The 18,828-nt window shown below is 54.3% G+C and carries 15 protein-coding genes and 4 pseudogenes; 14 read left to right on the top strand and 5 right to left on the bottom strand.

Translation table 11 applies throughout. The annotated features are described in order from the left end of the window. The coding region (locus BHE85_RS23605) for an IS1 family transposase (protein ID WP_047664789.1) at positions 1 to 165 on the bottom strand (165 nt) is incomplete at its 3' end. Between the two features lie 49 nt (positions 166 to 214). Between BHE85_RS23605 and BHE85_RS23600 the strand changes: the two are divergent. Then, positions 215 to 1,117: pseudogene (locus tag BHE85_RS23600) on the top strand (MFS transporter); the annotation flags it as partial. A 48-nt stretch (positions 1,118 to 1,165) separates the two neighbouring features. On the opposite strand, the gene tsr reads toward BHE85_RS23600, so the two are convergent. Beyond that, positions 1,166 to 2,821: a methyl-accepting chemotaxis protein gene (gene tsr, locus BHE85_RS23595; RefSeq protein ID WP_000919572.1), complete on the bottom strand. Its 1,656-nt coding sequence runs from the start codon at positions 2,819 to 2,821 to the stop codon at positions 1,166 to 1,168. Between the two features lie 118 nt (positions 2,822 to 2,939). Beyond that, a complete protein-coding gene (gene hpaR / locus BHE85_RS23590) occupies positions 2,940 to 3,386 on the bottom strand; it encodes a homoprotocatechuate degradation operon regulator HpaR (RefSeq protein WP_000543915.1) in 447 nt (148 codons plus the stop codon). A gap of 271 nt (positions 3,387 to 3,657) precedes the next feature. Here hpaR and hpaG point away from each other — a divergent pair, with 271 nt between their 5' ends. From hpaG to yjiA, 13 genes and pseudogenes are all read left to right on the top strand, one after another. Further along, positions 3,658 to 4,947: a 4-hydroxyphenylacetate degradation bifunctional isomerase/decarboxylase gene (hpaG, locus tag BHE85_RS23585; protein ID WP_039064358.1), complete on the top strand. Its 1,290-nt coding sequence runs from the start codon at positions 3,658 to 3,660 to the stop codon at positions 4,945 to 4,947. After that, the gene (gene hpaE / locus BHE85_RS23580; RefSeq protein ID WP_000757507.1) at positions 4,944 to 6,410 is read left to right on the top strand and encodes a 5-carboxymethyl-2-hydroxymuconate semialdehyde dehydrogenase; all 1,467 of its coding nucleotides are present in this window, start codon (positions 4,944 to 4,946) and stop codon (positions 6,408 to 6,410) included. The genes hpaG and hpaE overlap by 4 nt, the downstream gene beginning before the upstream one ends. 1 nt (position 6,411) lies before the next feature. Continuing rightward, a complete protein-coding gene (hpaD, locus tag BHE85_RS23575) occupies positions 6,412 to 7,263 on the top strand; it encodes a 3,4-dihydroxyphenylacetate 2,3-dioxygenase (RefSeq protein ID WP_000516990.1) in 852 nt (283 codons plus the stop codon). Positions 7,264 to 7,272: 9 nt separating this feature from the next. Further along, entirely contained in the window at positions 7,273 to 7,653 is a 381-nt protein-coding gene (locus BHE85_RS23570) for a 5-carboxymethyl-2-hydroxymuconate Delta-isomerase (RefSeq protein WP_001119864.1), read from the top strand. Positions 7,654 to 7,763: 110 nt separating this feature from the next. Continuing rightward, positions 7,764 to 8,566, top strand: a pseudogene (gene hpaH, locus BHE85_RS23565) (2-oxo-hept-4-ene-1,7-dioate hydratase). Positions 8,567 to 8,576: 10 nt separating this feature from the next. After that, complete coding sequence (gene hpaI, locus BHE85_RS23560) at positions 8,577 to 9,365, top strand: 4-hydroxy-2-oxoheptanedioate aldolase (RefSeq protein WP_000431714.1); 789 nt, start codon at positions 8,577 to 8,579, stop codon at positions 9,363 to 9,365. A gap of 174 nt (positions 9,366 to 9,539) precedes the next feature. Then, positions 9,540 to 10,916 (top strand): 4-hydroxyphenylacetate permease, encoded by a 1,377-nt coding sequence (hpaX, locus tag BHE85_RS23555; RefSeq protein WP_001285769.1) that lies wholly within the window; start codon positions 9,540 to 9,542, stop codon positions 10,914 to 10,916. 9 nt (positions 10,917 to 10,925) lie between these two features. Continuing rightward, positions 10,926 to 11,812: pseudogene (gene hpaA, locus BHE85_RS23550) on the top strand (4-hydroxyphenylacetate catabolism regulatory protein HpaA). 250 nt (positions 11,813 to 12,062) lie between these two features. After that, complete coding sequence (hpaB, locus tag BHE85_RS23545; RefSeq protein ID WP_000801483.1) at positions 12,063 to 13,625, top strand: 4-hydroxyphenylacetate 3-monooxygenase, oxygenase component; 1,563 nt, start codon at positions 12,063 to 12,065, stop codon at positions 13,623 to 13,625. Positions 13,626 to 13,642: 17 nt separating this feature from the next. Then, the gene (locus BHE85_RS23540) at positions 13,643 to 14,155 is read left to right on the top strand and encodes a 4-hydroxyphenylacetate 3-monooxygenase reductase subunit (RefSeq protein WP_039064357.1); all 513 of its coding nucleotides are present in this window, start codon (positions 13,643 to 13,645) and stop codon (positions 14,153 to 14,155) included. A 392-nt stretch (positions 14,156 to 14,547) separates the two neighbouring features. Then, positions 14,548 to 16,698 carry a pyruvate/proton symporter BtsT gene (gene btsT, locus BHE85_RS23535; RefSeq protein WP_001298933.1) on the top strand — a complete coding sequence of 717 codons (2,151 nt, stop codon included), beginning with the start codon at positions 14,548 to 14,550 and terminating at the stop codon, positions 16,696 to 16,698. Positions 16,699 to 16,827: 129 nt separating this feature from the next. Then, positions 16,828 to 17,031 (top strand): YbdD/YjiX family protein, encoded by a 204-nt coding sequence (locus BHE85_RS23530; protein WP_000467859.1) that lies wholly within the window; start codon positions 16,828 to 16,830, stop codon positions 17,029 to 17,031. Between the two features lie 10 nt (positions 17,032 to 17,041). Further along, positions 17,042 to 17,998, top strand: a complete 957-nt coding sequence (gene yjiA, locus BHE85_RS23525) for a GTPase (RefSeq protein ID WP_001324160.1) — start codon at positions 17,042 to 17,044, stop codon at positions 17,996 to 17,998. Between the two features lie 101 nt (positions 17,999 to 18,099). Here yjiA and BHE85_RS23520 read toward each other — a convergent pair. Both BHE85_RS23520 and BHE85_RS28545 read right to left on the bottom strand, forming a co-directional pair. Further along, a pseudogene (locus BHE85_RS23520) lies at positions 18,100 to 18,738 on the bottom strand (penicillin acylase family protein); the annotation flags it as partial. Positions 18,739 to 18,760: 22 nt separating this feature from the next. Then, positions 18,761 to 18,828, bottom strand: a 68-nt coding sequence (locus tag BHE85_RS28545; RefSeq protein WP_371261907.1) for a hypothetical protein, incomplete at its 5' end; no start/stop codon positions are given.

Raw genomic sequence — 18,828 nt, 5'->3', positions numbered from 1 at the left:
TTTCTGGTGCGTACCGGGCTGAGAGGCGGTGTAAGTGAACTGTAGTTGCCATGTTTTACGGCAATGAGAGCAGAGATAGCGCTGATGTCCGGCAGTGCTTTTGCCGTTACGCACCACGCCTTCAGTAGCGGAGCAGGAAGGACATCTGATGGAAATGGAAGCCACGCAAGCACCTTAAAATCACCATCATACACTAAATCAGTAAGTTGGCAGCATTACCAACGACTGGTTCAACATCAAAGAGCGCGGACGCCCGATGGGCTTCTTCAACGCAGCTTCTACCATTGGCGTTGCCGTAAGCCCACCGATTCTGGCGGCGATGATGCTGGTGATGGGCTGGCGCGGGATGTTTATTACCATTGGTGTACTGGGGATTTTTCTCGCCATCGGCTGGTATATGCTCTATCGCAACCGCGAGCACGTAGAACTGACTGCCGTTGAGCAAGCTTATCTCAATGCAGGTAGCGTCAATGCCCGCCGAGATCCGCTCAGTTTTGCCGAATGGCGCAGCCTGTTCCGTAACCGTACAATGTGGGGAATGATGCTCGGATTCAGTGGCATCAACTACACTGCGTGGCTGTATCTGGCCTGGCTTCCTGGTTACCTGCAAACAGCCTATAACCTGGATTTAAAAAGCACAGGGTTGATGACGGCTATCCCTTTCCTGTTTGGGGCTGCCGGGATGCTGGTCAACGGTTACGTTACCGACTGGCTGGTCAAAGGGGGAATGGCTCCGATTAAAAGCCGTAAGATCTGCATTATTGCCGGGATGTTCTGTTCTGCCGCCTTTACGCTGATAGTACCACAAGCGACAACATCCATGACGGCGGTTCTGCTGATTGGCATGGCACTGTTCTGTATTCACTTTGCCGGAACATCCTGCCGGGGCTTGATCCACGTCGCAGTTGCTTCTCGCATGACTGCGTCGGTGGGCAGTATCCAGAACTTTGCCAGCTTCATCTGCGCCTCTTTTGCGCCGATCATTACTGGTTTTATTGTTGATACCACCCACTCATTCCGTCTGGCACTAATCATCTGCGGTTGCGTCACCGCAGCGGGGGCACTGGCGTACATCTTCCTGGTTCGTCAGCCGATCAACGACCCACGTAAAGATTAATCTCCTTATGCCCGATAACATTTTGCTTATCGGGCATTTTCATGGCGATTAAAATGTTTCCCAGTTCTCCTCGCTATCTGCCACGGCCATTTTACGCGGCGCAGCTGGCGTCACGGTTTTTACCACAGCCGATGTTTCACGCTGCTGTTGCTGAATCCGGAACACTGCCACTGCTTCGGTCAGGCGACTGGCCTGCTCTTCCAGCGCGGCGGCGGCAGCGGCAGACTCTTCCACCAGCGCGGCGTTCTGTTGAGTTACCCGGTCCATCTCAGCAACCGCTAAGCCAACCTGATCGATACCACGGCTCTGCTCATCAGAAGCAGAAGCAATTTCGCCCATAATGTCCGTCACGCGGGTCACGGCGCTGACAATCTCCGCCATTGTTTCCCCGGCGCTTTCGACCAGCGTAGAGCCAACATCCACTTTCCCCACCGAGTCTTCAATCAGGCTTTTAATTTCACGAGCCGCCTGGGCGCTGCGCTGGGCCAGATTACGCACTTCTCCCGCGACCACCGCAAAACCGCGCCCTTGCTCACCCGCACGCGCAGCCTCAACCGCCGCGTTCAAAGCCAGAATATTGGTCTGGAAGGCAATGCCGTCAATTACGCTGATAATATCGGCGATTTTCTGCGAACTGGTGGAGATATCGCGCATAGTCTGCACCACGTTATCTACCACTTTGCCGCCGCGTTGCGCCGTTTCAGAAGCACTTAACGCCAGATGGCTGGCCTGGCGCGCATTTTCGGCGTTCTGCTTCACCGTTGCGGTCAGTTGCTCCATGCTGGCTGCCGTCTCTTCCAGCGAAGCGGCCTGTTGCTCGGTGCGCGAAGAGAGATCGTTATTGCCGGTGGCGATTTCGCTGGCACCGCTATAGATGGCATTGGCCCCGTTGCGCACATCACCGACGGTACGCATCAGCTCTCCCTGCATATGGCGCAAACTCTCTGCCAGTTGCCCCATCTCATTAGAGCCATCCACCTCAATCGGTTTCACCAGATCGCCGCCTGCAATATGACGAATGCTGTCAATCAGGCGATTCATTGGCGCTACCAGCGAGGCTTTAATACCGAACCAGACGGCGAAGATGACCGCCAGTACGACGATCATCACGCCCACCAGAATCCACATCGCCTGGCTGTAGGAGGCATTGTTATCGCTGACGGCGATATCATAGAGCCGATCGTTTTGCTCCATGTAAGCCACATACTGCTTCTCGAAACCGTCCTGATATCCCTGGGTCGGCTGATCAAAGAACTCGTTGATTTTGCCTGCACCTAACAGTTGGATCAGCTCCGCCAGCGCATTGTGATAAATATCGTAATTACGTTTGATCTCTGCCGCTGCGGCGGTGCTCTGACGCGGGTCACGCGGCAACGCTTCGTAATCCGCCCAGTTTTTTTCCGCCTGTTTCAGCGAAATACTGGCACTCTGCATCAGCTCAGCAACGGTTGAACCGCTACCAATATTATTCTGATCCATCATGTAGCGGATACCCGCGCGGTTGAGGGTGTTACGCGTCTGCAACAACGCGACCCAGCTGCCATTCAGCGTGGATTGCTGCTGGCGAATGGTTTGTAAAACAGTGAAATTTTCTTTGTCATTCTTTAAGGCATTAAAGAACAGACCGCCTGATGTCAGTTGTAAAAGGCCAAAAACGGCCAAAACCAGCAGTAAGCTGGTCACGATCTTGATACGTTTTAACATGGTTTCTCTTTCCTGTGGACCGATGCAAGATTTTCGGCTTGGAAAGCAAAAACTTTATGAAAAGGTGTAACCCGCCATCCATGGAAAAACCAGGCGCTGGTTATCAGATACTAAAAAGTTATTCATTATCGCCCGGGATGGCTTCTTGTCGGGAATTGCCCAGAGCAATAAATTCCTCTAACAGATGGGTTAACTGTTGCATTTTCTCGGCAGTAAACTGAGCTTCAATCTGCCGATAGGCTTCTTCAATCTGTGTCTGAGCGCGGTTATACAGCGCCTGCCCCTCTTTGGTTAGCGAGATATAGAGCTTCCGCTGATCATTGATCGGCTTTAATCGCAACACTAAACCGTCGCGTTCCATCCGCGTGAGAATCCCGGTCAGGCTTGGGCGCAAAATGCAGGCGCGATACGCCAGATCGTGAAAATCCATTGATGGGCTTTCCGCCAGAATACGCACGATGCGCCACTGTTGCTCAGTCAAATTATGCCGTTTAACGATTGGGCGAAAATAACTCATCGCCGCTTCTCGCGCCTGGAGCAACGCAATGGTTAGTGAGTCGTGCATTATCTTTCCCCTGAAAAATTCAAAATCATTAATATAGAAACAGTTAATCGTCACGTTACCGGGACTGCGCTGCCCCTGCAATTCCTGATTTTATCAAAATTGATGATATTTTATTAACTTACTGATATTTAATATTTTATTATCTTTAAATGTAAATAGTTTGTTAATTAGATCACATTTACATCACTTACTTTTGCCAAACTACGCAATCGGGAATAAAAGCAATCATTAACATATTAATGATTAAGATAATCGAATCCGAGGAGTGGTAATGAAAGGCACTATCTTCGCCGTAGCGTTGAACCATCGCAGCCAACTTGATGCATGGCAGGAAGCGTTCCAGCAATCCCCCTACAAAGCCCCGCCTAAAACTGCGGTCTGGTTTATTAAACCGCGCAATACGGTGATTGGTTGCGGTGAACCGATTCCCTTTCCACAGGGTGAAAAGGTACTGAGCGGTGCGACTGTTGCGCTGATTGTGGGAAAAACGGCGACGAAAGTACGTGAAGAAGATGCGGCAGAGTACATCGCCGGATATGCGCTGGCTAACGACGTCAGCCTGCCGGAAGAGAGCTTTTACCGCCCGGCAATCAAAGCAAAATGTCGTGATGGATTCTGCCCCATTGGCGAAACCGTGGCTCTCAGCAATGTCGATAATCTGACCATCTATACCGAGATCAACGGGCGTCCTGCCGATCACTGGAATACCGCCGATTTACAACGTAACGCCGCGCAGTTGCTGAGCGCCCTGAGCGAATTTGCCACGCTGAATCCAGGCGACGCCATTCTGCTCGGCACGCCACAGGCGCGCGTGGAAATACAGCCAGGCGATCGCGTTCGTGTTCTCGCAGAAGGTTTCCCGCCGCTGGAAAATCCGGTAGTGGACGAACGTGAAGTGACCACGCGCAAGAGCTTCCCAACGCAGCCACACCCGCACGGCACGCTGTTTGCCCTCGGCCTGAACTACGCCGACCACGCCAGCGAACTGGAATTTAAGCCACCGGAAGAACCGCTGGTATTCCTGAAAGCGCCAAATACCCTCACTGGCGATAACCAGACCTCCGTGCGTCCAAACAATATTGAATACATGCACTATGAAGCGGAGCTGGTGGTAGTTATTGGCAAACAGGCGCGTAACGTCAGCGAAGCCGATGCCATGGATTATGTCGCGGGCTACACCGTGTGTAACGACTACGCCATTCGTGACTATCTGGAAAACTGCTACCGCCCTAACCTGCGGGTAAAAAGCCGCGACGGACTGACGCCGATGCTTTCAACCATCGTGCCGAAAGAGGCGATCCCGGACCCGCATAATCTGACCCTTCGCACCTTCGTCAACGGCGAGTTACGCCAGCAAGGCACCACCGCCGATCTGATCTTCAGCGTGCCCTTCCTGATCGCCTACTTAAGTGAATTTATGACCCTGAATCCGGGCGACATGATCGCCACCGGCACACCCAAAGGCTTATCTGACGTGGTGCCTGGCGATGAAGTAGTGGTGGAAGTAGAAGGCGTGGGCCGCCTGGTGAACCGAATTGTGAGTGAGGATACAGCGAAATGAAAAAAGTAAATCATTGGATCAACGGCAAAAATGTTGCAGGTAACGACTACTTCCAGACCACCAATCCGGCAACGGGTGAAGTGCTGGCGGATGTGGCCTCTGGCGGTGAAGCGGAGATCAATCAGGCGGTAGCGGCAGCGAAAGAGGCGTTCCCGAAATGGGCCAATCTGCCGATGAAAGAGCGTGCGCGCCTGATGCGCCGTCTGGGCGATCTGATCGACCAGAACGTGCCAGAGATCGCCGCGATGGAAACCGCGGACACCGGCCTGCCGATCCATCAGACCAAAAATGTGTTGATCCCACGCGCTTCCCACAACTTTGAATTTTTCGCGGAAGTCTGCCAGCAGATGAACGGCAAGACCTATCCGGTTGACGACAAGATGCTCAACTACACGCTGGTGCAGCCGGTGGGCGTTTGTGCGCTGGTATCGCCGTGGAACGTACCGTTTATGACCGCCACATGGAAGGTCGCGCCGTGTCTGGCGCTGGGCAATACCGCGGTACTGAAAATGTCGGAACTCTCCCCGCTGACCGCTGACCGCCTGGGTGAGCTGGCGCTGGAAGCCGGTATTCCGGCAGGCGTGCTGAACGTGGTACAGGGCTACGGCGCAACCGCAGGGGATGCGCTGGTTCGTGATCATGACGTACGTGCCGTGTCGTTCACCGGCGGTACGGCCACCGGGCGCAACATCATGAAAAACGCCGGGCTGAAAAAATACTCCATGGAACTGGGCGGTAAATCGCCGGTGCTGATTTTTGAAGATGCCGATATTGAACGCGCGCTGGACGCCGCCCTGTTCACCATCTTCTCGATCAACGGCGAACGCTGCACCGCCGGTTCACGCATCTTTATTCAGCAAAGCATCTACCCGGAATTCGTTAAACGCTTTGCCGAACGCGCCAACCGTCTGCGCGTGGGCGATCCGAACGATCCGAATACCCAGGTTGGCGCGCTTATCAGCCAGCAGCACTGGGAAAAAGTCTCCGGCTATATCCGTCTCGGCATTGAAGAAGGCGCCACCCTGCTGGCGGGCGGCCCGGATAAACCGTCTGACCTGCCTGCACACCTGAAAGGCGGCAACTTCCTGCGCCCAACGGTGCTGGCAGACGTTGATAACCGTATGCGAGTCGCCCAAGAAGAGATTTTCGGGCCGGTCGCCTGCCTGCTGCCGTTTAAAGACGAAGCTGAAGGCTTACGCCTGGCAAACGACGTGGAGTACGGCCTCGCGTCGTACATCTGGACACAGGATGTCAGCAAAGTGTTACGCCTGGCGCGTGGCATTGAAGCTGGCATGGTGTTCGTCAACACCCAGAACGTGCGTGACCTGCGCCAGCCATTTGGCGGCGTAAAAGCCTCCGGCACCGGGCGTGAAGGCGGTGAGTACAGCTTCGAAGTGTTCGCGGAAATGAAGAACGTCTGCATTTCCATGGGCGACCATCCAATTCCGAAATGGGGAGTCTGATATGGGTAAGTTAGCGTTAGCCGCCAAGATCACGCACGTACCGTCGATGTATCTCTCTGAACTGCCAGGGAAAAACCACGGTTGCCGCCAGGGCGCGATCGACGGGCATAAAGAGATCAGCAAGCGTTGCCGGGAAATGGGCGTCGATACCATTATCGTTTTCGATACCCACTGGCTGGTCAACAGTGCTTATCACATCAACTGTGCAGACCATTTTGAAGGCGTCTACACCAGCAACGAGCTGCCGCATTTTATCCGCGATATGACCTACAACTACGAGGGCAACCCGGAGTTGGGGCAGCTTATTGCCGATGAAGCCTTAAAGCTCGGCGTGCGGGCAAAAGCGCACAACATTCCCAGCCTGAAACTGGAATACGGCACGCTGGTGCCGATGCGCTACATGAATGAAGACAAGCACTTCAAAGTGGTCTCCATTTCGGCTTTCTGCACGGTTCACGATTTTGCCGACAGCCGCAAGCTGGGCGAAGCGATTCTGAAAGCGATCGAACAGTACGACGGCACCGTGGCGGTCCTTGCCAGCGGTTCGTTATCGCACCGCTTTATTGACGATCAGCGTGCAGAAGAAGGGATGAACAGCTACACCCGCGAGTTCGACCGCCAGATGGACGAGCGCGTGGTGAAGTTGTGGCGCGAAGGCCAGTTCAAAGAGTTCTGCAATATGCTGCCGGAGTACGCCGACTACTGCTACGGCGAAGGCAATATGCACGACACGGTGATGCTGCTGGGGATGCTCGGCTGGGATAAATACGACGGCAAGGTGGAGTTTATCACCGAGCTATTCCCAAGCTCTGGCACCGGTCAGGTTAACGCTGTTTTCCCGCTTCCCGCGTAAGGACGTTTTATGCCGCACTTTATCGTTGAATGCAGTGACAACATCCGCGAAGAAGCCGACCTGCCGGGGTTGTTCGCCAAAGTGAATCCGACGCTGGCAGCCACGGGTATTTTTCCGCTGGCGGGTATTCGCAGCCGCGTGCATTGGGTCGATACCTGGCAGATGGCCGACGGGCAGCGTGATTATGCCTTCGTGCATATGACGTTGAAAATCGGCGCAGGTCGCAGCCTGGAAAGCCGTCAGCAGGCGGGTGAAATGCTGTTTGAACTGATTAAAACGCACTTCGCCGCCCTGATGGAGAGCCGCCTGCTGGCGTTGTCGTTTGAGATTGAAGAGCTGCATCCGACGCTGAATTTTAAACAAAACAACGTGCACGCATTGTTTAAGTAGCGCGCAGATTGCCCGGTGGCGCTGCGCTTACCGGGCCTACAAAACCCCAAACCGTACACCGTAGGCCGGATAAGGCGCAGCCGCATCCGGCAATGCCACAGGATATCGCTATGTTCGATAAACACACCCACACCCTGATCGCCCAGCGTCTGGATCAGGCAGAAAAACAGCGCGAACAGATCCGCGCGATCTCGCTGGATTACCCAGAGATCACCATCGAAGACGCTTACGCGGTGCAGCGCGAATGGGTTCGCCTGAAAATCGCCGAAGGCCGTACGCTGAAAGGCCACAAAATCGGTCTGACCTCAAAAGCAATGCAGGCCAGCTCGCAGATCAGCGAACCAGATTACGGTGCCCTGCTGGATGACATGTTCTTCCACGATGGCAGCGATATCCCGACCGATCGCTTTATCGTGCCGCGCATTGAAGTGGAGCTGGCTTTCGTGCTGGCAAAACCGCTGCGTGGGCCAAACTGCACGCTGTTCGACGTCTACAACGCCACGGACTACGTGATCCCGCGCTGGAGCTGATCGACGCTCGCTGCCACAACATCGATCCGGAAACCCAGCGCCCGCGCAAAGTGTTCGACACCATTTCTGATAACGCCGCCAACGCCGGGGTGATCCTCGGTGGTCGTCCGATCAAACCAGACGAACTGGATCTGCGTTGGATCTCCGCCCTGATGTATCGCAATGGCGTGATTGAAGAAACCGGCGTCGCCGCTGGCGTGCTGAATCATCCGGCAAACGGCGTGGCCTGGCTGGCGAACAAACTCGCACCGTATGACGTACAACTGGAAGCCGGGCAAATCATTCTCGGTGGTTCGTTCACCCGCCCGGTTCCGGCGCGTAAGGGCGACACCTTCCACGTCGATTACGGCAACATGGGTTCCATTAGCTGCCGCTTTGTTTAAGGAGAGAACGATGGAAAACAGCTTTAAAGCGGCGCTGAAAGCAGGCCGTCCGCAGATCGGATTATGGCTGGGGCTGAGTAGCAGCTACAGCGCAGAGTTACTGGCCGGAGCAGGATTCGACTGGTTGTTGAGCGACGGTGAGCACGCGCCGAATAACGTGCAAACCGTGCTCACCCAGCTACAGGCGATTGCGCCCTACCCCAGCCAGCCGGTAGTACGTCCGTCGTGGAACGATCCGGTGCAAATCAAACAACTGCTGGACGTCGGCACACAAACCTTGCTGGTGCCGATGGTACAAAACGCTGACGAAGCCCGTGAAGCGGTACGCGCCACCCGTTATCCCCCCGCCGGTATTCGCGGTGTGGGCAGTGCGCTGGCCCGCGCCTCGCGCTGGAATCGTATTCCTGATTACCTGCAAAAAGCCAACGATCAAATGTGCGTGCTGGTGCAGATCGAAACGCGTGAGGCAATGAAGAACTTACCGCAGATTCTGGACGTGGAAGGCGTCGACGGCGTGTTTATCGGCCCGGCGGATCTGAGCGCCGATATGGGTTATGCCGGTAATCCGCAGCACCCGGAAGTACAGGCCGCCATTGAGCAGGCGATCGTGCAGATCCGTGAATCGGGCAAAGCGCCGGGGATCCTGATCGCCAATGAGCAACTGGCAAAACGCTATCTGGAACTGGGCGCGCTGTTTGTCGCCGTCGGCGTTGACACCACCCTGCTCGCCCGCGCCGCTGAAGCGCTGGCAGCACGGTTTGGTGCGCAGGCCACCGCCGTGAAGCCCGGCGTGTATTAATGCCGGATGCGCTGCACTTATCCGGCCTACACTCGCACCAAACCGTAGGCCGGATAAGGCGTTTACGCCGCATCCGGCAAAAAGCCGTACCAAATCGCGGACCGGATAAGGCGTTACGCCGCATCCGCCATAAACCTTGTCGTACCCTACAAAAATCCCATTAGAGGAAGAAAAATGAGCGACACCTCACCTGCCATACCGGAGAGTATCGATCCGGCGAATCAGCATAAAGCGCTGACTGCCGGACAACAGGCGGTTATTAAGAAGCTATTTCGCCGCCTGATCGTCTTTCTGTTCGTGCTGTTTATCTTCTCGTTCCTTGATCGCATCAACATCGGCTTTGCCGGACTCACGATGGGACGCGACCTCGGTCTGAGCGCCACCATGTTTGGCCTCGCTACCACCCTGTTCTATGCCGCTTATGTCATCTTCGGCATTCCCAGCAACATTATGCTGAGTATTGTCGGTGCGCGGCGCTGGATCGCCACCATCATGGTGCTCTGGGGCATCGCCTCTACTGCCACCATGTTTGCCACTGGCCCCACCAGCTTGTACGTACTGCGTATACTGGTTGGCATTACCGAAGCCGGCTTTCTGCCTGGTATTCTGCTGTATTTAACCTTCTGGTTTCCGGCCTATTTCCGCGCCCGTGCCAACGCCTTGTTTATGGTAGCAATGCCGGTAACGACAGCGTTGGGCTCGATCGTTTCCGGCTACATTTTGTCGCTGGATGGCGTCATGGCATTAAAAGGCTGGCAGTGGCTGTTTTTGCTGGAAGGCTTCCCGTCGGTATTACTCGGCGTCATGGTGTGGTTCTGGCTTGATGACTCACCGGACAAAGCTAAGTGGCTGACGAAAGAAGACAAAAAATGCCTGCAAGAGATGATGGATAACGATCGTCTGACGCTGGTTCAGCCAGAGGGAGCCATCAGCCACCACGCCATGCAACAACGCAGTATGTGGCGGGAGATCTTCACTCCGGTGGTGATGATGTATACCCTGGCGTATTTCTGCCTGACCAACACACTTAGTGCGATCAGCATCTGGACACCGCAGATCCTGCAAAGTTTTAATCAGGGCAGCAGTAATATCACCATCGGCCTGCTGGCCGCCGTACCGCAGATTTGTACCATTCTCGGGATGGTCTACTGGAGCCGTCACTCAGATCGCCGCCAGGAACGAAGGCATCACACCGCCCTTCCTTATTTGTTCGCTGCCGCAGGTTGGTTACTGGCTTCGGCAACTGATCACAACATGATCCAGATGCTGGGGATCATTATGGCTTCGACCGGATCATTCAGCGCAATGGCGATTTTCTGGACAACACCGGATCAGTCCATCAGCCTGCGGGCACGAGCGATCGGTATTGCGGTGATCAACGCCACTGGCAACATTGGTTCAGCGTTAAGTCCGTTTATGATCGGCTGGTTGAAAGATTTGACCGGCAGCTTTAACAGTGGATTGTGGTTTGTTGCCGCGCTGCTGGTGATTGGTGCGGGGATTATCTGGGCGATTCCAATGCAGTCCTCCCGTCCGCGAGCGACCCCGTAAGGAACGACGATGTGTGACCGTCAGATTGCCAATATTGATATCAGCAAAGAGTACGATGAAAGCCTGGGCACGGACGATGTGCATTATCAGTCGTTCGCCCGCATGGCGGCATTTTTTGGCCGCCATATGCTGCCACATCGCCACGAACAGTACTTTCAGATGCATTTCCTCAATAGCGGACAGATTGAGCTACAGCTTGACGATCATCGCTACTCGGTGGAAGCGCCCCTGTTTGTCCTGACGCCGCCGTCAGTACCTCATGCGTTTATTACGGAGTCTGACGCCGACGGTCATGTGTTGACGGTACGGGAAGATCTGATCTGGCCCCTGCTGGAAGTTCTTTATCCGGGCACTCGGGAAACCTTCGGCCTGCCGGGGGCCTGTCACTGGCAGATAAACCCGACGAACTGGCGGCGCTGGAACACTATTGGCAACTGATAGAGCGGGAATCGGTGGAACAACTGCCTGGACGGGAACACACCCTGACGTTACTGGCACAGGCAGTGTTCACCCTACTGCTGCGTAACGCAAAACTCGACGACCATGCCGCCAGCGGGATGCGCGGAGAATTAAAACTGTTCCAGCGTTTTAATATGCTGATTGAAAGCCATTTTCATCAGCACTGGACAGTACCGGATTACGCTAACGAACTGCATATCACCGAATCACGACTCACGGACATCTGCCGTCGCTTTGCCAACCGTCCGCCAAAACGGTTGATTTTCGACAGGCAGCTGCGAGAAGCCAAGCGGCTGCTGCTGTTTTCTGATAACGCCGTGAACAATATTGCCTGGCAACTCGGTTTTAAGGATCCGGCTTATTTTGCGCGCTTTTTTAATCGCTTAGTCGGTTGCTCGCCCAGTGCTTATCGCGCCAAAAAAGTACCTGTGACGTGAAAATCCCTTAGCCTTAACGGGAAACCAGGCACCACCTGCTATTCCCCTTTCTCCGCCTAGAGCAAGGGGATTTAGTAACGTCAAAAATCGCTAAAAGCGACCTCGATCACAAAACCGTACCCGACCTGAAAAGTACCAGCCATTGTCCCAAAAGTCTCTTCCCGTAATCGCCCCTGCAAGCTTTAATTGAATAACAAAAACAACACACAAAATTAACAATCGTATTCCGATTAATACTGTAGAGGTCGACATGAAACCAGAAGATTTCCGCGCCAGTACCCAACGTCCGTTCACCGGGGAAGAGTATCTGAAAAGCCTGCAGGATGGTCGCGAGATCTATATCTATGGCGAGCGAGTGAAAGACGTCACTACTCATCCGGCATTTCGTAATGCGGCAGCGTCTGTTGCCCAACTGTACGACGCGCTACACAAACCGGAGATGCAGGACTCTCTGTGCTGGAACACCGACACCGGCAGCGGCGGCTATACCCATAAATTCTTCCGCGTGGCGAAAAGTGCCAACGACCTGCGCCAGCAACGCGATGCCATCGCTGAGTGGTCACGCCTGAGCTATGGCTGGATGGGCCGTACCCCAGACTACAAAGCTGCTTTCGGTTGCGCACTGGGCGCGAATCCGGGCTTTTACGGTCAGTTCGAGCAGAACGCCCGTAACTGGTACACCCGTATTCAGGAAACTGGCCTCTACTTTAACCACGCGATTGTTAACCCACCGATCGATCGTCATTTGCCGACCGATAAAGTAAAAGACGTTTACATCAAGCTGGAAAAAGAGACTGACGCCGGGATTATCGTCAGCGGTGCGAAAGTGGTTGCCACCAACTCGGCGCTGACTCACTACAACATGATTGGCTTCGGCTCGGCACAAGTGATGGGCGAAAACCCGGACTTCGCACTGATGTTCGTTGCGCCAATGGATGCCGATGGCGTAAAATTAATCTCTCGCGCCTCTTATGAGATGGTCGCGGGTGCTACCGGCTCGCCATACGACTACCCGCTCTCCAGCCGCTTCGATGAGAACGATGCGATTCTGGTGATGGATAACGTGCTGATCCCATGGGAAAACGTACTGATCTACCGCGATTTCGATCGCTGCCGTCGCTGGACAATGGAAGGCGGTTTTGCCCGTATGTATCCGCTGCAAGCCTGTGTGCGCCTGGCAGTGAAATTAGACTTCATTACAGCACTGCTGAAAAAATCACTCGAATGTACCGGCACCCTGGAGTTCCGTGGTGTACAGGCCGATCTCGGTGAAGTGGTGGCGTGGCGCAACACCTTCTGGGCATTGAGTGACTCGATGTGTTCTGAAGCGACGCCGTGGGTCAACGGGGCTTATTTACCGGATCATGCCGCACTGCAAACCTATCGCGTACTGGCACCAATGGCCTACGCGAAGATCAAAAACATTATCGAACGCAACGTTACCAGTGGCCTGATCTATCTCCCTTCCAGTGCCCGTGACCTGAACAATCCGCAGATCGACCAGTATCTGGCGAAGTATGTGCGCGGTTCGAATGGTATGGATCACGTCCAGCACATCAAGATCCTCAAACTGATGTGGGACGCCATTGGCAGCGAGTTTGGTGGTCGCCACGAACTGTATGAAATCAACTACTCCGGTAGCCAGGATGAGATTCGCCTGCAGTGTCTGCGCCAGGCACAAAGCTCCGGCAATATGGACAAGATGATGGCGATGGTTGATCGCTGCCTGTCGGAATACGACCAGAACGGCTGGACTGTGCCGCACTTGCACAACAACGACGATATCAACATGCTGGATAAGCTGCTGAAATAACGCAGCAGGAGGTTAAGATGCAATTAGATGAACAGCGCCTGCGCTTTCGTGACGCGATGGCCAGCCTGTCGGCAGCGGTAAATATTATCACCACCGAGGGCGACGCCGGACAATGCGGGATTACGGCAACGGCCGTCTGCTCGGTCACGGATACACCACCATCGCTGATGGTGTGCATTAACGCCAACAGTGCGATGAACCCGGTTTTTCAGGGCAACGGTAAGTTGTGCGTCAACGTCCTCAACCATGAGCAGGAACTGATGGCACGCCACTTCGCGGGCATGACAGGCATGGCGATGGAAGAGCGTTTTAGCCTCTCATGCAGGCAAAAAGGTCCGCTGGCGCAGCCGGTGCTGAAAGGTTCGCTGGCCAGTCTTGAAGGTGAGATCCGCGATGTGCAGGCAATTGGCACACATCTGGTGTATCTGGTGGAGATTAAAAACATCATCCTCAGTGCAGAAGGTCACGGACTTATCTACTTTAAACGCCGTTTCCATCCAGTGATGCTGGAAATGGAAGCTGCGATTTAAGCTCCAGCCCCTTCACGTATTCGTCGAAGGGGCATTTTTATTGTGATCTCAATCACATATCCACCCGATGAATAATTCTTGCCCAACCGCTCACCGCCATTCCTGACCGCTTACGTCCCTAAAATAACCACTCAGTTATTTACCTTACTTTACGCGCGCGTAACTCTGGCAACATCACTGCAGGATAGCGGTCAATTTACCTCCTCAAACGCAACGCAAACCTAGAACGGCTTCGGCCTATGATTAACAAATTACTCTATGAATTTTGGTTTGCAGGAAGGCAGCAAGTGAGTGAATCCCCGGGAGCTTACAACAGTAAGTGACAGAGGTGAACGAACGCAGCTGCCGCACCTGTAAGCCAAAAGACGACGAGTAAAATGCCAGGTTTTACTATGGATACGAAAAAACTATTCAAGCACATACCCTGGGTGATTCTCGGAATCATCGGTGCATTCTGCCTCGCGGTAGTTGCATTACGTCGGGGGGAGCACGTCAGCGCCCTGTGGATCGTGGTCGCCTCTGTGTCGGTGTATCTGGTGGCGTATCGCTACTACAGTCTGTACATCGCCCAGAAGGTGATGAAACTCGACCCCACGCGCGCGACGCCTGCGGTTATTAACAACGACGGTCTGAACTACGTTCCGACCAACCGTTACGTGTTGTTTGGTCACCACTTCGCCGCTATCGCCGGTGCCGGTCCGCTGGTTGGTCCGGTGCTCGCCGCGCAGATGGGCTACCTGCCTGGCACGCTGTGGCTGCTGGCGGGGGTAGTACTGGCCGGTGCGGTTCAGGACTTTATGGTGCTGTTTATCTCCTCTCGCCGTAACGGCGCATCTCTCGGTGAGATGATCAAAGAAGAGATGGGACCAGTACCGGGGACTATCGCGCTGTTTGGCTGTTTCTTAATCATGATCATCATCCTCGCCGTTCTGGCGCTGATTGTGGTTAAAGCCCTGGCCGAAAGTCCGTGGGGTGTCTTCACCGTTTGCTCAACCGTACCGATTGCGCTGTTTATGGGTATCTACATGCGCTTTATCCGTCCGGGGCGTGTAGGTGAAGTTTCTGTTATTGGTATCGTGCTGCTGGTTGCCTCTATCTATTTCGGTGGCGTGATTGCTCACGATCCGTACTGGGGTCCGGCACTGACCTTTAAAGACACCACCATTACCTTCGCGCTGATTGGCTATGCGTTTGTTTCCGCACTGCTGCCGGTGTGGCTGATCCTCGCACCGCGCGACTATCTGGCAACCTTCCTGAAAATCGGCGTTATCGTCGGCCTGGCGCTGGGTATCGTGGTACTGAACCCGGAACTGAAAATGCCTGCAATGACCCAGTACATTGACGGTACTGGCCCGCTGTGGAAAGGCGCTCTGTTCCCGTTCCTGTTCATCACCATCGCCTGTGGTGCGGTATCTGGCTTCCACGCGCTGATCTCTTCCGGTACGACGCCGAAATTGCTGGCTAACGAAACCGACGCGCGTTTCATTGGCTACGGCGCAATGCTGATGGAATCCTTCGTGGCGATTATGGCGCTGGTTGCTGCGTCCATCATCGAACCGGGTCTTTACTTCGCGATGAATACCCCGCCTGCTGGCCTTGGCATCACCATGCCTAACCTGCATGAAATGGGTGGCGAGAACGCGCCGATCATCATGGCGCAGCTGAAAGACGTTACCGCACACGCGGCGGCGACCGTCAGCTCCTGGGGCTTCGTGATTTCGCCAGAGCAGATCCTGCAAACCGCGAAAGACATTGGTGAGCCTTCTGTCCTGAACCGTGCAGGTGGCGCGCCGACGCTGGCGGTAGGTATCGCTCACGTGTTCCACAAAGTGCTGCCGATGGCTGACATGGGCTTCTGGTATCACTTCGGTATTCTGTTCGAAGCCCTGTTCATCCTGACCGCGCTGGATGCGGGTACTCGTTCTGGCCGCTTTATGCTGCAAGACCTGCTGGGTAACTTCATCCCGTTCCTGAAAAAAACCGACTCTCTGGTTGCCGGTATCATCGGTACTGCGGGCTGTGTGGGTCTGTGGGGCTACCTGCTGTATCAGGGCGTGGTCGATCCGCTGGGCGGCGTTAAGAGCCTGTGGCCGCTGTTCGGTATTTCCAACCAGATGCTGGCAGCCGTAGCGCTGGTACTGGGCACCGTTGTGCTGATTAAGATGAAGCGCACCCAATACATCTGGGTAACTGTTGTTCCGGCTGTATGGCTGCTTATCTGCACCACCTGGGCGCTGGGTCTGAAACTGTTCAGCACCAACCCGCAGATGGAAGGCTTCTTCTACATGGCAAGCCAGTACAAAGAGAAGATTGCTAACGGTACTGACCTGACGGCGCAGCAGATTGCCAACATGAACCACATCGTTGTGAACAACTACACCAACGCAGGCCTGAGTATTCTGTTCCTGATTGTGGTGTACAGCATCATCTTCTACGGTTTCAAAACCTGGCTTGCGGTGCGTAACAGCGACAAACGTACTGACAAAGAAACTCCGTACGTTCCAATCCCGGAAGGCGGCGTGAAGATCTCTTCGCACCACTAACCGGTTGCCGGATGCGCTGCGCGTATCGGCCTACAAAGTGTCTATCGTAGGCCGGATAAGGCGTTTACGCCGCATCCGGCAAATCCCTAGCCCGGACCTTCCGGGCTTTACGCATATCTGGAAGGCAAAATGTTTGGTAACTTAGGACAGGCAAAAAAATATCTCGGCCAGGCGGCGAAGATGTTGATTGGCATTCCAGACTACGACAACTACGTCGAGCATATGAAGACCAACCATCCCGACAAGCCGTACATGAGCTATGAAGAATTCTTCCGCGAACGCCAGAACGCGCGCTACGGCGGCGATGGTAAAGGCGGTATGCGCTGTTGTTAATGGAGAGAGCATGAACCCGATTGCAGTTACCCTACTCACCGGTTTTTTAGGCGCGGGCAAAACCACCCTGCTGCGCCATATTCTTAACGAACAACACGGCTACAAGATTGCCGTGATTGAAAACGAATTCGGCGAAGTCTCCGTTGATGATCAACTGATTGGCGACCGCGCCACGCAGATCAAAACGCTGACCAACGGCTGCATCTGCTGTTCGCGCTCCAACGAGCTGGAAGACGCACTACTCGACCTGCTGGATAATCTCGACAAGGGCAATATTCAGTTCGACCGTCTGGTCATTGAATGCACCGGCATGGCCGATCCCGGCCCGATTATTCAGACCTTCTTCTCCCATGAGATTTTATGCCAGCGCTACCTGCTGGACGGGGTGATTGCGCTGGTGGATGCGGTACATGCCGATGAGCAGATGAACCAGTTCACCATCGCCCAGTCCCAGGTTGGCTACGCCGACCGTATTCTGCTGACGAAAACCGACGTCGCAGGCGAAGCAGAGAAACTGCGTGAACGCCTGGCGCGCATCAACGCCCGCGCACCGGTCTACACCGTTACCCACGGCGATATCGACCTGGGCCTTCTGTTCAACACCAACGGTTTTATGCTGGAAGAAAACGTCGTCAGCACCAAACCGCGTTTCCACTTTATCGCGGACAAACAAAACGATATTTCGTCGATTGTGGTGGAACTGGATTACCCGGTAGATATCAGCGAAGTTTCCCGGGTGATGGAAAACCTGCTGCTGGAATCGGCGGATAAACTGCTGCGTTACAAAGGGATGCTGTGGATTGACGGCGAACCTAACCGCCTGCTGTTCCAGGGCGTCCAGCGCCTCTACAGCGCCGACTGGGACCGCCCGTGGGGCGATGAAAAACCGCATAGCACGATGGTGTTTATCGGGATTCAGTTGCCGGAGGATGAGATTCGGGCGGCGTTTGCGGGACTCAAAAAGTAACCAGCCCTCCAACATCACAATACCTGAGACTTTATCACCCTCATATTCCTCCAGAATATGAGGGCATTCGGGCTTAATTATCTCTGAACGTGCAACACTTCCTACGACTCCTTATGCGCCTCCACATCCTGCTTCGTTAACCAGAGCGACTTACGACCAAAATTTTCGTACATTTTCAGCTGATCTTCATAGTGCTGATCAACTGTTCCATCGGGAGCAATAAACCCACTCTGACCGGGTGCGACCACATCCCAGGCAAGCACCGGACGATCGCTTGTCGTTGGTGAGAAAACAATCATATCGTTTTCTGTTCCACGGTTTTGATACTCCGCCTGATGACGCGTTTCTTCTGCTGCGGCCTGCGGTACATCAAAGAAATTATTTGCCCGGAACGTTAAGGCCATTGCAGGTGTTTTCCAGTTACTCACATTATTGCCATAGCGTTTGGAAAGAGTCTCCCAGGTATCTTCCAGCGCAGCCAACACAACCTCCTGCTGTGGTTTCCCAGCAAACAGATCAACCGCCTGTGGGATTGGTGATTTGTCTCCCTGCACCGCCTCATACAAAATTTTTGCTCCAACACTTATATTCAGCGAACCAGTTGGGCCGTCCTGGGTTGTTTCGTAGCCACTGGCGCTGTACCACTTATCAAATGGCATAGGTACGGCAGCCACTACGGTACGCTTCAACATACTGGTCAGCCAAACGTTCAGGATGGCAGAGCCTGGCTGCGTAAGCGTCAACGGAGCACCGTATTGACGCTTATTTATTGGTGAGTGCTACGTTCCATGGCAGGAGTTCGTCAACACGGTTGGAAGGCCATTCCGGCA

Origin of the sequence: Shigella sp. FC1567 (assembly GCF_001743015.1) — a bacterium.
GTDB lineage: Bacteria > Pseudomonadota > Gammaproteobacteria > Enterobacterales > Enterobacteriaceae > Escherichia > Escherichia coli.
The sequence above is the reverse complement of the archived record's forward strand: the minus strand, read 5'-3'. Positions and strand labels throughout refer to the sequence as shown.